Annotated in this window: 14 protein-coding genes; 12 read left to right on the forward strand and 2 right to left on the reverse strand. The window is 57.2% G+C overall.

Annotation, left to right across the window (positions count from 1 at the left end; genetic code table 11):
* The first annotated feature begins 349 nt into the window (after nucleotides 1-349).
* From FY046_RS18320 to maeB, 7 genes are all read left to right on the forward strand, one after another.
* The gene (locus FY046_RS18320; protein WP_159336149.1) at nucleotides 350-1,690 is read left to right on the forward strand and encodes an MFS transporter; all 1,341 of its coding nucleotides are present in this window, start codon (nucleotides 350-352) and stop codon (nucleotides 1,688-1,690) included.
* The gene (locus FY046_RS18325) at nucleotides 1,687-3,447 is read left to right on the forward strand and encodes a dihydroxyacetone kinase family protein (protein ID WP_446186347.1); all 1,761 of its coding nucleotides are present in this window, start codon (nucleotides 1,687-1,689) and stop codon (nucleotides 3,445-3,447) included. The genes FY046_RS18320 and FY046_RS18325 overlap by 4 nt, the downstream gene beginning before the upstream one ends.
* Complete coding sequence (locus FY046_RS18330) at nucleotides 3,444-4,229, forward strand: triose-phosphate isomerase family protein (protein WP_446186348.1); 786 nt, start codon at nucleotides 3,444-3,446, stop codon at nucleotides 4,227-4,229. The genes FY046_RS18325 and FY046_RS18330 overlap by 4 nt, the downstream gene beginning before the upstream one ends.
* Complete coding sequence (locus FY046_RS18335) at nucleotides 4,230-5,042, forward strand: sugar phosphate isomerase/epimerase family protein (protein ID WP_212815644.1); 813 nt, start codon at nucleotides 4,230-4,232, stop codon at nucleotides 5,040-5,042.
* Nucleotides 5,039-5,896: a phosphogluconate dehydrogenase C-terminal domain-containing protein gene (locus FY046_RS18340; protein ID WP_159336151.1), complete on the forward strand. Its 858-nt coding sequence runs from the start codon at nucleotides 5,039-5,041 to the stop codon at nucleotides 5,894-5,896. Before FY046_RS18335 ends, FY046_RS18340 begins: the two co-directional genes overlap by 4 nt.
* Nucleotides 5,897-5,997: 101 nt before the next feature.
* On the forward strand, nucleotides 5,998-6,960 hold the full coding sequence (locus FY046_RS18345; RefSeq protein WP_200643949.1) for a sugar-binding transcriptional regulator: 963 nt from the start codon (nucleotides 5,998-6,000) through the stop codon (nucleotides 6,958-6,960).
* 239 nt (nucleotides 6,961-7,199) lie between these two features.
* Entirely contained in the window at nucleotides 7,200-9,479 is a 2,280-nt protein-coding gene (gene maeB / locus FY046_RS18350; protein ID WP_133845938.1) for an NADP-dependent oxaloacetate-decarboxylating malate dehydrogenase, read from the forward strand.
* Between the two features lie 687 nt (nucleotides 9,480-10,166).
* Here the strand turns inward: maeB and hemF are convergent.
* Nucleotides 10,167-11,075: an oxygen-dependent coproporphyrinogen oxidase gene (gene hemF, locus FY046_RS18355; protein ID WP_133845939.1), complete on the reverse strand. Its 909-nt coding sequence runs from the start codon at nucleotides 11,073-11,075 to the stop codon at nucleotides 10,167-10,169.
* Between the two features lie 38 nt (nucleotides 11,076-11,113).
* The gene (gene amiA, locus FY046_RS18360; RefSeq protein ID WP_212815643.1) at nucleotides 11,114-11,995 is read right to left on the reverse strand and encodes an N-acetylmuramoyl-L-alanine amidase AmiA; all 882 of its coding nucleotides are present in this window, start codon (nucleotides 11,993-11,995) and stop codon (nucleotides 11,114-11,116) included.
* Between the two features lie 207 nt (nucleotides 11,996-12,202).
* Between amiA and FY046_RS18365 the strand changes: the two genes are divergently transcribed.
* From FY046_RS18365 to FY046_RS18385, 5 genes are all read left to right on the forward strand, one after another.
* A complete protein-coding gene (locus FY046_RS18365; protein WP_133845941.1) occupies nucleotides 12,203-12,628 on the forward strand; it encodes a GNAT family acetyltransferase in 426 nt (141 codons plus the stop codon).
* A 101-nt stretch (nucleotides 12,629-12,729) separates the two neighbouring features.
* The gene (locus FY046_RS18370; RefSeq protein ID WP_446186349.1) at nucleotides 12,730-13,209 is read left to right on the forward strand and encodes a DUF2919 domain-containing protein; all 480 of its coding nucleotides are present in this window, start codon (nucleotides 12,730-12,732) and stop codon (nucleotides 13,207-13,209) included.
* Nucleotides 13,210-13,278: 69 nt separating this feature from the next.
* Nucleotides 13,279-13,899, forward strand: coding sequence for an RpoE-regulated lipoprotein (locus tag FY046_RS18375; protein WP_133845943.1), 621 nt, complete (start codon nucleotides 13,279-13,281; stop codon nucleotides 13,897-13,899).
* Nucleotides 13,900-14,014: 115 nt separating this feature from the next.
* On the forward strand, nucleotides 14,015-14,911 hold the full coding sequence (locus FY046_RS18380) for a Dyp-type peroxidase (RefSeq protein WP_167864739.1): 897 nt from the start codon (nucleotides 14,015-14,017) through the stop codon (nucleotides 14,909-14,911).
* A gap of 223 nt (nucleotides 14,912-15,134) precedes the next feature.
* Nucleotides 15,135-16,148 carry a sulfate ABC transporter substrate-binding protein gene (locus FY046_RS18385; RefSeq protein ID WP_133845945.1) on the forward strand — a complete coding sequence of 338 codons (1,014 nt, stop codon included), beginning with the start codon at nucleotides 15,135-15,137 and terminating at the stop codon, nucleotides 16,146-16,148.
* Nucleotide 16,149: the final 1 nt, after the last annotated feature.

Consider the following 16,149-nt stretch of genomic DNA (forward strand, 5'->3'; position numbering starts at 1 on the left):
TTTACCCTAACGCATTTTTGTTCATATGTTCAATAGATGTTCTTTTGTTTTATTCAGTATGCCTCTTCGCTCTGCTGATTTTTTCCTTATGGCGCTTGGTTTTGCCTATTATTGCCGCTAAATGGCAAAATTAAAGGTTTTGAGATCCGTCACAGTTTTCGTTTTGCATGCTGGGAAATGAACATTAATCCATATAGTGTTCATTTGTTCACGCATTGATGCAATGCACAAGAAGACCCACTGAGGACTCAACCATGCGTCAAATTTGCCATCTGCCTACCCCTGATCTGGTGCGTCATTGCCAGAGTCATTTCACCAGTATTCTGTTCCAGTCTGTCGGAGGTGCCGTATGACTGCCCTTAATCCACAGGCGATTGAAAAATCCGCTATTCGAAAAGTCTCGCTGCGGCTGGTGCCCTTTGTGGCACTGATGTTCTTCATCAACTTCCTTGACCGTACGGCGATCTCCTTTGCCGGACCGAACGGCATGACACAAGATCTCGGGCTGAGTGCGGTGCAGTTTGGCCTGGCGTCCGGCATCTTCTTTATTGGTTACATCCTGCTGGAAGTGCCAAGCAACCTGGCCTTACATCGCTACGGCGCACGCAAATGGCTGGCGCGCATTATGGTCAGCTGGGGCATCGTTTCGCTGCTGTTTACCTGGGTGAGCAGTATTGAAGGGTTGTATACCCTGCGACTGCTGCTGGGGATTGCCGAAGCGGGCTTCTTCCCGGGGGCGATCCTGTTCCTCAGCATGTGGGTTCCGGCTAAACACCGCAGTAAGGTGTTGTCCCTGTTTTACCTCGCACAGCCGCTGACGGTGGTGCTGGGTGCGCCGCTGGCTGCCGCACTGATTGAACAGCACGGTCTGTTTGGCCTCTCCGGCTGGCGGGTGATGTTCCTCGGTGTCTCCATTCCGGCGATTATTATCGGCATCGTGGCCTGGTTCTATCTGGTGGACTCCCCGCGTGAGGCAAAATGGCTGAATAAAGAAGAGAAAGAGTGGCTGACTACGGCGCTGGAAAAAGAGCAGCGTGAAAAAGGCTCCACCGCGCATGCCAGCCTGCGTAGCGTGATGACCAACGGCCGCGTCTGGCTGCTGTGCCTGATCTACTTCGGCTTTATCTATGGTCTGTATGCGCTGGCTTTCTTCCTGCCGACCATTATTTCTGGCTTCCAGCAGCAGTTCGGCACCTCGTTTAACGTCATCGAGAAGGGGCTGATTACCGGAGCGCCGTATCTGGTGGCGGCCATCGTGATGTTCTTCTGGTCACGCGATGCAACCCGTCGCGGTTGCAAAACCTGGCATATCGCACTGCCTGCGTTGACCGGGGCTATCAGCGTACCGCTGGCGCTCTATATGGAATCTCCGCTGGCCACCATGCTGGTGATTGCGGTAACGGCCAGCTCGATTTTTGCCGCGCTGCCGAATTTCTGGACGCTGCCAACGCAGTTTCTGACCGGCGCGTCTGCGGCGGCAGCCATCGCGCTGATTAACACCCTCGGTAACGTTGCGGGCTTCTCGGCGGGCTACCTCACCGGAATGCTGCATGACGCCACCGGAGCCTACACCGTTCCCATGATGGTCGTGGGGGGCTTCATGCTGCTCTCTGCACTGCTGATGTTGTTACTTAACGCCAAACGTTCTGGATTTCAGTCTGCCCCCATTACACAGGAGCCATCCCAATGACCTATCTGTTTAATCAACCCTCTGCTTTCGCCAGTGAGCTGATTGAGGGTTTCGTCGCGGCCAATGCCGATAAAGTCCGTCAGGTTCCGGGGGGCGTGGTGCGCAGCACCCGCAGCCCTGCGGGATGTGTGGCGGTGGTGATTGGCGGCGGGTCCGGCCACTATCCGGCATTTTCAGGCCTGGTCGGGCAGGGTATGGCGCACGGGGCGGCGATGGGTAACCTGTTTGCTTCCCCGTCAGCCCAGCAGATCTACAACGTGGCGCGTGCGGCGGACAATGGCGGGGGCGTTCTGCTGGCCTTTGGTAACTATGCCGGGGACGCGCTGCATTTTGGTCAGGCCAGCGAACGTCTGAAAGCCGAAGGCATTGATTGCGAACTGCTGGCAGTGACAGACGATATTTCCAGTGCGGCGCTGTCCGAGCGCGAAAAACGTCGTGGTGTGGCGGGCGATCTGGCGGTGTTTAAGGCCGCAGCCGCGGCGGCTGAGGCAGGATACTCGCTTGCCGAGGTCACGCGTCTGGCACGCCATGCGAATCATCGCACGCGCTCTCTGGGTGTGGCGTTCTCCGGTTGTACCCTGCCGGGGGCCACACAGCCACTGTTCAGCGTGGCGCACGGCACCATGGCGCTGGGAATGGGGATACACGGTGAGCCGGGCATCCGCGAATGCGATATTCCTGCGGCAGATACGCTGGCAGAACTGTTTGTCAGCAGTCTGCTGAAGGAGTGCCCGGAAGAGATTACGCAGCGTAAAGGGCAGCGGGTAGCGGCGATCCTCAACGGCCTCGGCTCGGTGAAATATGAAGAGCTGTTTGTCGTTTATCGCCGCGTGGCACAGCTGCTGGCGGCGGAAGGGTTGCAGGTGGTGGAGCCGGAAGTGGGTGAGTTTGTGACCAGCTTTAATATGGCCGGTGCTTCACTGACGCTGATGTGGCTGGACGATGAACTGGAAACCTTGTGGCGTGCCCCGGCCAATGCGCCGGCGTTCCGTAAAGGCAGTGTGCTGATGGCGGAACCGCTGGATGCTGCTGAGCAGATCCTCGCCGAGGTAGATGTGGTGCCCACTGCCAGCGCGGCCTCGCAGCAGGCGGCCACCTGTGTCCTGTCGGTGGTCACTGCGATAGCTGAAGTGATTGAAGAACATGCCACTGAACTGGGGCGTATTGATGCGGTTGCCGGAGACGGTGACCACGGGATCGGTATGGAACGCGGATCGCGGGGGGCACTCGAAAAAGCCCGTGAGATGCAGCAGCGCCAGGCGGGTGCCGGAACGCTGCTGTGTCGCGCCGCCGATGCCTGGGCGGACAAAGCCGGAGGCACTTCAGGTGCGCTCTGGGGCGTGCTGCTGACGGCGATTGGCACGGCGCTGGGGGATGTTAAAACCCCGAATGCCCGGCGCGTTGCGTTGGGGGTGCAGCATGCCAAAGAGGGGATTATGCACTTCGGTAAAGCGAAGCCGGGCGATAAAACCATGGTCGATGTGCTGGTGCCTTTCAGCGAGTGCCTGAGTGCCCGCGTGGCCGCAGGTGACACGCTGATTGATGCCTGGGCGGCGGCAGCACAGCAGGCGACCAAAAGCGCCAAAGAGACGGCGCAGCTGTTGCCGAAAATGGGCCGCGCCCGTCCACTGGCTGAGAAGAGCCTGGGCACGCCAGACGCGGGGGCCGTCTCGCTGGCGCTGATCGTCAATAAAGTGCTGGTGCAGCTACAGGCCCGCGCACCCGCGACACTCTCCCTTCAGGAGGCCAGCCAGTGAGCGCGCGCATCACACTGGGCGTCAGCCTGAAAATGTATTTCAGCTATCAACAAACCCTGACCTGGAGCCAGCAGGTGGCAGAGCTGGCTCGTCAGCATCCGGCGATCGTCAGCGGTGAGGTGGGGCTGTTCGTTCTGCCTGCGTTCCCCGCTATTCCGGCGGTGAAGCAGATTTTTGCTGATACGGCAGTCAGCGTGGGGGCACAGGATCTGGCCTGGGAGGACAGCGGGGCCTGGACCGGTGAGGTCAGTGGCCCGATGCTGGCTGAAATCGGCTGTCGCTATGTGGAGGTCGGCCATGCGGAACGTCGTCGCCATTTTGCCGAAGATGACCGTCAGGTGGCGGGGAAACTGGCGGCAGCGCTGCGTAACGGGTTAATCCCGGTACTGTGCCTGGGGGAAGAACAACGTCTGAGCAGTGAGCAGGCGATAGCGATCTGCCGTCATCAGTTAAGCGCGGCACTGAGTCAGGCGCGTCAGCAACAGCTGAGCGGTGATGTGGTGCTGGCCTGGGAACCGCAGTGGGCGATTGGTGCGCCTGCGCCTGCACCGGATGCCTTTATCGGTGAGGTGTGTACCGGGTTGCGCCAGCTTGATCTGGCGGGCGATATCAACATTCGCGTGATTTACGGTGGCAGCGCCGGGCCGGGGCTGTTGAGTCGTCTTGGCCATCAGGTCAGCGGGCTGTTTCTCGGGCGCTTCGCCCACAAACCCGATGCGCTGGCACAGATTATTGATGAAGCCGCCGCACTGGCCCACAGCGCTCAGCGGCAGGAGGCATAAATGGCGATTGGTCTGAGTACCTATGCCTTTTTCTGGCGTGCCTCGGCGCGTGTATCCGTTCCGATGACGCTGGCGCAGATGCTGGAAAAGACCGCCGATATGGGCGTGACGCTGTTTCAAATCTGTGATTATCCGCAGATCGAAAGCTGGAGCGATGCCGAGCTGGTCACACTGCGTCAGCAGGCCGATACGCTGGGCATCGAGCTGGAGCTGGGAACGCGCGGTCTGCAAACCGCCCACTTACAGCGTTATCTGCACCTGGCACAGGTGTTACAGGTGACGGTGATCCGTTCGATGTTTAACAGTGCCAGCCATCGTCCAACGCTGCCGGAAGCCGCCGCGCTGATTGAAAGCATTCTGCCCGCGTTTGAACGCCAGCAGGTTCGGCTGTGTCTGGAGACTTACGAGCAGGTCAACAGCGCGCAGATGATGTCGGTGATCGATCGTTTCCCTTCCGATTACCTGGGCGTGTGCCTGGACCCGGCAAACTGCGTCGCCGCTCTCGAACTCCCCCAGCAAGTGGTGGCAAACACCGCGCACCGGGTGCTCAATCTGCATATTAAAGATTTTGCTTTCAGCCGCCAGGAGGGCTGGGTCGGTTTCACGCTGACCGGTTGCCCGCTGGGCGAAGGGCTGCTTGATTACGATCTGCTGATAGACCAGGTGCGTCCGGCAGAGCGTGGCATTAATCAGATCGTCGAACACTGGCTGCCGTGGCAGCAGGATGCCGAAAGCACCTGCCAGCGGGAAGCCGAGTGGACGCAACAGAGCGTTGATTTTTTACGTCACAAACAACTTCAGGAGTCAGTATGAGCACACAATTAACCACCATCACCGTGATTGGCGCGGGCGGCAAAATGGGCATGCGCATTTCGGCGAATTTGCAGCGCAGCGACTATCAGGTGTTTTACTGTGAGAGTGCGCCGAAGGCCCAGGAGCAGGTCACCGGGCAGGGGCGTGAGCTGTCCAGCACGGAATCCGTGGTGCCGCACAGTGATGTGGTGATCCTCGCGGTGCCGGATATTGTGCTGGGCAAAGTCTCTGAAGGTGTGGTGCCGTTGATGAAAAACGGTGCCACGCTGTTAACGCTGGACCCGGCAGCGGCTTATGCCAATCTGATTGCGCTGCGCGAGGGCATTCACTACGCCGTGGCCCATCCGTGCCATCCTTCCGTATTCCTTGACCGTTATACCAAAGAAGAACACGCCGATGCCTTCGGTGGCGTGGCTGCCATTCAGCATGTGGCGGCGTCGTTTGAAAGCGGCAGCGATGCGCAGAAGAGTGAACTGAGCAAGGTGATCAGCGTGATGTATGGCCCGGTTGAGCAGGTGCACTGGGTGACGGTTAAACAGCTGGCGTATCTTGAGCCCACGCTGGTGGAAACCGTAGCCTGTATGGTCGGTGCTTTTATGAAAGAGGCGCTGGATGAGACGGTTAAACACTCCGGCGTGCCGGAAGAGGCGGCAAAAGCAATGCTGTACGGCCATATTCAGATCGCGCTGGCAGTGGCATTCCGCGCCACTAACCCGTTCTCTGATGCCTGCATGATTGCGATGGAGTATGGCCGCGAGAAGATCGTTAAGCCCGACTGGAAACAGATTTTCGAGGAGAAAGAACTGGATATCGTGATTGCGCGCATGCTCAAAATTGACGCGATCCGTCGTTAATCCTCTGTCGGATAGCGTAAAATGGTATAAATTGTTGCCTGAGGCGCGGCACAGGCTGCCGCGCTCGCTACCGAAACCGACGAGAAGAGACGACTGCCCGGATGGAAAAAAACACGCTATCTCAGGACACTGAACTGCTGACGGAAATTGCCGTTGCATACTATCAGGACGAAATTACCCAGGAAGAGATTGCGCGTAAATTTGGTATCTCCCGCATTAAAGTGGGGCGCTTGTTAAAGCGAGCCAAAGAAGAGGGCATCGTTGAAATCAACGTGCGCTATCACCCGGTCTTCAGTACCCGGCTGGAGCAGCAGTTACTGGAACGTTTCCCATTACAACGTGCGCTGATTGCCCTCGATCATCATGACGAGGATGAGCAGCGCCGTCAGGTGGCGGCACTGGTCGCGATGCACCTGTCACAGTCACTGAAAGATAATGCGGTGGTGGCGGTCGGGCAGGGGCGTAACGTGGCAGCGGTCGCTGACCATCCAGGCAGTGTCCCCACGCGTAACTGCCACTTTATTAGCGGTATTGGCGGGACGCACCGCCCCGGTGATGCCATCAATGCTGACCACATCAGTCGCCGTCTGGCGAAAAAGTTCGGCGGTATCAGTGAAACGCTCTATGCTCCGGCCTATGTTGAAGACCGTGCGCTGAAAGAGGCATTCATGCAGAACGGCACCATCAAAGAGACGCTGGATCGCGCGCGTAAAGCCGATGTAGCGCTGGTGGGGATCGGTGACATGAATGAAAACAGTTATATGGTCAAACTCGGCTGGTTTACCCCCCATGAGATTATCGATGCCAGCCTGAATCAGGGGGTGATTGGTGATGTGGCGGGTTATGATTTCTTTAACGCTCAGGGGCTGCATGTGGATACGGTGATGAATGACCGGGTTATCGGCCTGAGCATCGACGAGCTGCGTAAAATCCCCTGTGTGATAGCTATCGCATCGGAGAACACCAAAGCGATGGCGTTGCTGGGTGCGCTGCGCACCGGGGCGATTGATATTATCGCCACCACGGCACAGAACATTCGTACGCTGTTGAATATGACGAAGTAGTTTTCCACGGGTCAGGCATGCCTGACCCCTACGACCGGCTGGAATATTTGACCATTGCGGCGGGTTGGAATACCTGACTCCTGCGCCGGGCATCGTAGGGGCGAGGCATGCCTCGCCCGGTCCTGCACATGCCTCGCCCGATCGTTGAATGCCAATTCTATGCACTCCCTCAAGTTTTTCTCCCGTCCGGCACTCCTATACTGAGCAGTTGTACCCCACCATAAAAAAGGATCCTGCTAATGGACGATCAGTTAAAACAGAGTGCGCTCGATTTTCACCAATTCCCGGTTCCCGGAAAAATTCAGGTTTCCCCGACCAAGCCCCTTGCCACACAGCGCGATCTGGCGCTGGCCTACTCGCCTGGTGTGGCCGCGCCATGCCTGGCGATCGCCGCCGATCCTGAAGCGGCAGACAAGTACACCGCCCGCGCTAACCTGGTGGCGGTGATCTCTAACGGTACGGCGGTGCTGGGCTTAGGGAATATCGGCGCGCTGGCCAGCAAGCCGGTGATGGAAGGGAAAGGCGTACTGTTCAAGAAATTTGCCGGTATCGATGTCTTCGATATCGAAGTGGATGAGCTGGACCCGGACAGACTGATTGATGTGATCGCCGCGCTGGAACCCACCTTTGGTGGCATCAACCTTGAAGACATTAAAGCACCCGAGTGCTTCTACATTGAAAAGAAACTGCGCGAGCGCATGAACATCCCGGTGTTCCACGACGATCAGCACGGGACGGCGATCATCTGTACGGCAGCGGTGCTGAACGGCCTGCGGGTAGTGAAAAAGAACATTTCGGACGTGCGGCTGGTGGTCTCCGGGGCGGGGGCATCTGCCATTGCCTGCCTTAACCTGCTGGTGGCACTGGGGATGCAGAAACACAATATTGTGGTCTGCGACTCGAAAGGGGTGATCTACCAGGGGCGCGAAACCCCGATGGCGGAAACCAAAGCGGCTTATGCCGTGGCCGATAACGGCAAACGAACGCTGTCTGAGGTGATCGAAGGCGCAGATATCTTCCTTGGCTGCTCCGGCCCAAAAGTGATGACCCAGGAAATGGTCAAAGGGATGGCGCGTGACCCGCTGATCCTTGCGCTGGCCAACCCGGAGCCGGAAATCCTGCCACCACTGGCGAAAGCCGTGCGCCCGGACGCTATCATCTGTACGGGCCGCTCGGACTTCCCTAACCAGGTGAACAACGTGCTGTGCTTCCCGTTTATCTTCCGCGGTGCGCTGGATGTGGGGGCAACGGCGATCAACGAAGAGATGAAGCTGGCGGCGGTGCATGCCATTGCCGAACTGGCGCTGGCAGAGCAGAGCGATGTGGTGGCCTCCGCTTACGGCGATCAGGAGCTGTCGTTTGGCCCGGAGTATCTGATCCCGAAACCCTTCGACCCGCGCCTGATTGTGCAGATCGCCCCGGCGGTGGCAAAAGCGGCGATGGATTCCGGTGTGGCACGGCGGCCTATTGCTGACTTTGACGCCTACCGCGAAAAGCTGATGGAGTTTGTCTACAAAACCAATCTGTTTATGAAACCGGTGTTCTCGCAGGCGCGTAAAGATCCGAAACGCGTGGTGCTGGCCGAAGGGGAAGAGGCGCGTGTGCTGCATGCCACCCAGGAGCTGGTGACGCTGGGGCTGGCGAAGCCGATCCTGATTGGCCGCCCGAGTGTGATTGAGATGCGTCTGCAAAAGCTGGGACTGAAAATCGAAGCGGGCAAAGATTTCGACGTGGTGAACAACGAATCCGATCCGCGTTTTAAGGAGTACTGGAACGAGTATTACCAGATCATGAAGCGCCGTGGCGTGTCGCCGCAGCAGGCGCAACGTGATGTGATCGGCAATCCGACGTTGATCGGTGCCATTATGGTTCACCGTGGGGAAGCCGATGCGCTGATCTGCGGCACCGTGGGGGATTACAGGCAGCATTACGATATCGTCGAGAAGCTGTTTGGCTTCCGTCCGGACGTGAAAGTGGCCGGGGCGATGAACGCGCTGGAGCTGCCGAGCGGTAACACCTTTATTGCCGATACTTACGTTAATGAAGACCCGACGCCGGAACAGCTGGCTGAGCTGACGCTGATGGCGGCGGAAACGGTGCGTCGCTTTGGTATCGAACCGAAGGTGGCGCTGCTTTCACACTCCAGCTTTGGGGCCTCGGATGCACCTGCCGCGCGTAAGATGCGTGACACGCTGGCGCTGGTAAAAGCCCGTGCGCCTGAGCTGGAAATTGATGGCGAAATGCACGGCGATGCGGCACTGGTAGAGAGCATTCGTCAGGATCTGATGCCGGACAGCCCGCTAAAAGGCTCGGCGAATATTCTGATTATGCCTAACGTCGAAGCGGCGCGTATCAGCTATAACCTGCTGCGTGTTTCCTGCTCTGACGGTGTAACGGTGGGGCCGGTGCTGATGGGGATGGCGAAACCGGTCCATGTGTTGACGCCGATTTCATCAGTGCGGCGCATTGTGAATATGGTGGCACTGGCGGTGGTGGAGGCGCAGACCGCGCCGCTATAAGGCGCAGGCCTGCCTGGGGGCCAGGTCAAGGTCTCAAGGTCAAGGTCAAGGTCAAGGCCAGGTCAAGGGCGTTTCGCTTTCCCGCTGCGCGGGCTGAGCGACCCAGGGCGGCCAGTCGCCACCACCCTGGGGACCCGGGCTTGCGGCAGGCGCATCGCCCGCTAAAGCGGGTTCCCTCAGTCGGTCGGCTTTCCCGCCGGACCGGGCGTGACGGGACATCCCTGTGCCGACACGCCCTTTCACCGCCGTCCTGGCGGTTCATCCTGGTTCACATCGCTTCCTCAGCGCAGCTTAATTGCCGCCTCAACATCAAAACCCAGGTCAAACCCCAAATCTTAAAAAAACCAAAATGACCATCAGCCCAGAAAGGCTTTCTATCTTTGATTTGTCTTTTGAAGTGGATTTTGACCTTTGAGCGGCAATTAAGCCTCGCTGAAGGAGAGGGGATTTCCAGGACGAGCAGACAGGACGTCGGCGAGAGGGGGTGCCGGGGCAGGGATGCCCCGTCACGCCCGGTCCGGCCGGAAAGCCGCTTGACTGAGGGAACCCGCTGTAAGCGGGCGATGCGCCTGCCGCAAGCCCGGATCCCTAAGGGCGGGGCGACTGCCGCCCTTAGGTCGCTTCGCCCGCGACAGCGGGAAAGCGAAACGCCCTTGACGTTGACCTGGCCCTAAAGACCCCTGGGCTTTAAATCCACGCCTTAACCGGCAGAAAATCACTGTACAACGCCGCCTCCGGGCTGCCTGCTTCCGGCTGATAATCATATTCCCAGCGCACCAGCGGCGGCATCGACATCAGAATCGATTCCGTGCGCCCGCCGGTTTGCAGGCCAAACAGCGTGCCGCGATCCCACACCAGATTAAACTCCACGTAGCGCCCACGGCGGTAGAGTTGGAAATCGCGCTCGCGCTCGCCCCACGGCAGCGTTTTACGGCGTTCAACAATCGGCAAATAGGCATCGGTAAAGCCGTTACCCACCGCCTGCATAAAGCGGAAGCTCTGATCGAAATCCGGGGTGTTCAGATCGTCAAAGAACAGCCCGCCAATACCGCGCTGCTCGTTACGGTGCTTCAGGTGGAAGTAGTCATCGCACCACTTTTTATAGCGCGGGTAGACCTCATCACCAAACGGCTGACACAGGTCGGCAGCGGTCTGATGCCAGTGCACGGCATCGTCCTCGAAGCCGTAGAAGGGCGTCATATCGAAGCCACCGCCAAACCACCAGACCGGATCGGCACCCGGTTTTTCGGCGATAAAGAAACGCACGTTGGCATGACTGGTCGGCACATAGGGATTCTCCGGGTGGATCACCAGTGACACGCCCAGCGCCTCGAAGCTGCGTCCGGCCAGTTCAGGACGGTGCGCGGTGGCAGAGGCGGGCATCGCATCACCGTGGACATGGGAGAAGTTGACGCCCGCCTGTTCGAACACCCGGCCCTGACGCAGAACGCGGCTGCGCCCGCCACCGCCTCCGGGACGCTGCCAGCTGTCTTCGGCAAACCGGGCTTCGCCATCTGCCTGTGCCAGCTTGCGACAAATTTCATCCTGAAGGTTGAGCAAAAACTGTTTTACCTGGGCAATATCCGGAGTGTTCATAACAAATCCTGTGCAAAAAAAGACGCGTGGATTATACGTCAGCCTGTGCGCCTGGTCGCCTCATACTCGTCAAAAAAGCTGACGATGCCGTTAGCGATGGCCCCGGCAATTTTCTGACGAAATGCGGTGGTGCCCAGTAATTTCTCCTCGTCAGGGTTGGTGATAAAGGAGGTTTCGACCAGCACGGATGGAATAGACGGCGACTTGAGCACGGCAAACGCCGCCTGCTCGGTATGCTGGCTGTGCAGGTGATGGACCGGGCGGATTTGCCCCAGAACGTGTTTGCCGAGGATCAGACTGTTCTTGATAGTGTCTGTCTGCACCAGATCAAACAGCACCTGCTGGAGGTAGTGATCTTTATCCGCTGCTTTCACGCCGCCGACGTCATCAGCCGCATTCTCCCGCTGAGAAAGATAGCGAGCCATAGTGCTGCTGGCACCGCGATTCGACAGGGCAAACACTGACGCGCCGTTTGCGGACGGGCTGGTGAAACCGTCGGCATGAACGGACATAAACAGGTCGGCGCCGTGCTGGTGGGCGATCTCAACCCGTTCACCGAGGGGAATAAAGTGGTCGCTTTCGCGCGTCAGGCGCACCTCGATATGAGGATGTTCACCCAGCAGATGGCGGATATGCTGGGCAATCTCCAGCACCACATGCTTCTCTTCAGAGCCTTCATGCCCCACCGCACCGGAATCAATACCGCCGTGGCCCGGATCAATCATCACAATACGTTTGCTGTTTGCCGGGCGTGCAGGTGGCGGTGAGCTGACCACTTTATGCGGACGCGGGCTGACGCGCAGAGTGGCATCTTCCTCTGCGGCACGTGCAGGGCGGCGAGCCAGCAGAGCCAATGCCAGGCCGGAAAGCAGCAACTGGCGGCGAGTGGTGAGCGGCGTCAACAGGTTTATCTTTTTCATGGCACATCCTGGGGCAAAAAGTGCTTATTGTTATATCGTAACAAGGAGGTGGCGGCGAGAAGGGAACTATTTCAGGCTTTTGCTATGTATTTCAAACACTGAGTTCGCCGGGGGGGCTTTTTTTTACTTGTGTCGGACCAACACACTTGCACCTACAGAAGAATACGTGATAATCAGCAAATTATGCTTAACCACAGGCCAAATCTCATGGAAATCCGCGCATTCCGGCAAGATGATTTTGAAGAAGTAATTACCCTCTGGGAGCGTTGCGATCTGTTACGTCCCTGGAATGATCCTGAGATGGATATTGAGCGTAAGCTGAACCACGACCCGGATCTGTTTATGGTCGCGGTGGTGGGCGGTGAAATTGTCGGCACGCTAATGGGCGGCTACGACGGGCATCGCGGCTCTGCTTATTATCTTGGCGTTCATCCTGATTATCAGGGACGCGGCTTTGCCAACGCGCTGATTAATCGCCTGGAGAAAAAGCTGATTGCCCGTGGCTGCCCGAAAATCCATGTGATGGTCCGTGAAGAGAACGATGCCGTGACCGGGTTTTATGAAAAGCTGGATTACGAAACGGTGGACAGCCTGCTGTTGGGCAAACGTCTGATTGAAGATCGCGAGTATTGATATACCCGTCATACTTCAAGCTGCATTTTTGTTGGCTGCGTTCACTCACCCGAATCACTTACCTGTGTAAGCTCATCGGGACTCATTCTCTTGCCGCCTCAATGCACCTCGAATTATTTTGGGTATTCACTATTTTGAAATATTTACCTGACGATTACGACACCAAAGGCCAGCTCCATCTGCCCCTCTCTTTCTGGGCGATTTTGCTGTTGCAGGCACGCACATGGGTGTTGTTTGTGGCGGCCGGTGCGTCACGCCAGCAGGGCGAGAGCCTGCTTGAGCTGTTTTATCCGGATAACCACGTCTTCTGGCTGGGGCTGGCGTCAGGTGTTCCTGCCGCCCTCGGGCTGCTGCTGACCGGTTATCGCCAGCGTCTGCCGCGCCTGTGGCAGGCATGGCGTTGGGTGCTGGTGCTGACGCTGGTTTTAACGCTCGCTGTTCAGCTGGTGGCGCTGTGGCAGAACGATGAAGCCGCATCCTCTCTGGTGCTGATGGTCACGCTGCTGGATGGCTTCGCCATTCTGGCGCTGCTGGGATATCGGCGGTTACGTGACTGCTTTGATCCGGCTGAAAATCACTGAGTTAAACTTTTAGGTCAATTCACACTCCAAGCAGTACGGAAGCCCCTGACAATGAATACTGGAGTTGCAATGAAAACTTTTCGCCCGGCGATACTGCTGGCTGCCCTGATACTGGCGGGCTGCGCAGGCTCATCTTCTCAGCCCGATAGCGCGTCTTCGTCCACCTGGTGGAATCCCGTCTCCTGGTCGTGGTCCAGCCTGTCACCGATGCACTGGTTCGGTTCATCGTTAATGGTGACCGAACAGGGGCTGGGTGAGGTGAACAGCAGCACGCTGATGCAGCGTGAGGTGCTGAATGATGCCCTGAACGGCAACTATCACCTGCGCCAGGGGATGCGTACTACCGATGGGAATATCGTCCACTTCTGGCAGGGCGTCGACAGCGATAAGCAGGTGAAAGTGGAGCTGGTCGGTGATACCACGGTCAACCGCATCGATATCATGGACCACGACGTGACAACCGAAAGCGGTGTGAAGTTTGGCACGGCATTTAGCGATCTCTACAGCAAAGCCTATGGTGCCTGCCAGAAAGCCAGCGGCGCGGACAGTGCCAGCGTCGAGTGTAAAGCCCCTGGCAGCCAGCATATCAGCTATGTTTTCAGCGGCGACTGGCATGGCCCGGAAGGCCTGATGCCTTCTGACGATACGCTGAAAAACTGGACCTTAAGCAAAATTATCTGGCGCCGCTAATGCGGTTAGCATAAAGACCCCATAAATATTGCGTTTGAACACTCTCCTGGCATGCACTTGGGTTATCATATTCTGAAAAACTGACCAGAATTAACCTGAGAGCCAGGAGAGCAACATGTCCCATTTTCAGAGCGGCATCTTATTAGAGCATCGCCGTTTTGCTATTTATCTTGAAGCCATGGTGGAAGGCGATGTTGACGCTGTTCGCCGTGGCAGCCAGCAATTTCTTCAGCAGCTATCCCAGTTGCAACAACGCTATCCCGATGCCGGGCTGGGGGCAGTCATCGCCTTTGGCAACGGTCTGTGGAGCGACCTCTGCGCGGGTAACAGCAGCGCCGAACTCAAAGACTTCCAGCCGCTGGGGAAAGGTATGGCACCGGCCACCCAGCGCGATATGTTGATCCATATTCAGTCCCTGCGTCACGATGTGAATTTCAGTCTGGCACAAGCCGCACTGGCAGCATTTGGCAGTGCTATTCGCATCGCCGAAGAAACACACGGGTTCCGCTGGACGGAAGATCGCGATCTCAGCGGGTTTGTCGACGGTACCGAAAACCCACAGGGTGAACAGCGCGAAGCGGTAGCGATTATTCACCAGGGGGACAATGCGGGCGGGAGCTACGTCTTCAGCCAGCGCTGGCAGCATAATTTGCCGATGTTTAATCGCCTGGCGGTGAATAAGCAGGAGCAGATTATGGGTCGCACCAAAGAGAGTAACGAAGAGCTGGAGGGCGATGCGCGCCCGGCCACGTCTCATGTGGCGCGTGTGGACCTGAAAGAAAACGGCAAAGGACTGAAAATCTTACGTCAAAGCCTGCCTTACGGCACGGCCAGCGGGACCCATGGCCTGTTCTTCCTGGCCTACTGCGCTACGCTGTATAACATTGAGCAGCAGCTGTTAAGCATGTTTGGTGAAACCGATGGCAAGTTCGATGCGATGCTACGTTTCACCAAACCGGTCAGTGGCAGCTATTTCTATGCGCCGTCTCTTGAGCAGTTGGCAGCATTGTAGGGTCCAGGCATGCCAGGACAGGGCGGGTCATGACCCGCCCCTACGTTTATCCACCAAAGTCGTTTTCATTCCCACTCGCTGCATAATCAATTCCACACGCTTATAGCGTTTTCTGCTTGCAAAGCACTAAACGGTATATAAAACCGTTACAGCTTTTACCCTGGTTATAAATAAACTGAACGCACTTCAGGTCAGTCGACCGGTGAATCTCACAGGGTGCATAATGACGTTACCAACGGTAAAAAAATACGTAACAGCCTCCGCGCTGGCGTTATTGCTGAGTACGGGCGCACAGGCAACCGAGCTGCTCAACAGCTCTTATGATGTCTCGCGTGAGCTGTTCAGCGCCCTGAACGCACCGTTTGAAAAACAGTGGGCGCAGCAGCATCCTGGCGACACGCTGACCATCAAACAATCTCATGCGGGTTCCTCCAAGCAGGCGCTGGCGATTTTGCAGGGCCTGAAAGCCGATGTGGTGACCTACAATCAGGTCACCGATGTGCAGATCCTGCACGACAAAGGCAAACTGATCCCCGCCGACTGGCAGCAGCGTTTACCGAATGCCAGCTCGCCGTTCTATTCCACCATGGCGTTTCTGGTCCGCAAGGGTAACCCGAAGCATATCCGCGACTGGAACGACCTGGTGCGTAACGATGTAAAACTGATTTTCCCGAATCCCAAAACCTCCGGCAACGCCCGCTATACCTATCTGGCTGCATGGGGTGCTTTTGATCGTACCGACGGTAAAGATAAAGCGAAGACGGAAGCGTTAATGACGCAGTTCCTGAAAAACGTCGAAGTGTTTGATACCGGCGGGCGTGGTGCCACCACTACCTTTGTGGAGCGCGGTCTGGGCGATGTGCTGATCAGTTTCGAATCGGAGGTGAACACCATCCGCAATCAGTACGCCAAAGATGGCTATGAAGTCATCGTGCCGAAAACCAATATTCTGGCTGAGTTCCCGGTCGCGTGGGTTGATAAAAATGTCGAACATAACCACACAGAAGCGGCAGCCAAAGCCTATCTAAACTATCTGTATACCCCGGCTGCCCAGCAAATTATCACGCAGTTTTATTATCGTGTGAATAATCCCCAGTTGATGGCGCAACAAAAAGATCGTTTCCCACAGACGGATTTATTCCGCGTGGCCGATGATTTTGGCAGCTGGGATCAGGTGATGAAAACCCATTTCGTCAGTGGTGGCGAACTGGATAAGTTGTTAGCGGCGGGGCGGTAGT

This window comes from Erwinia sp. 1181_3 (genome assembly GCF_052824965.1).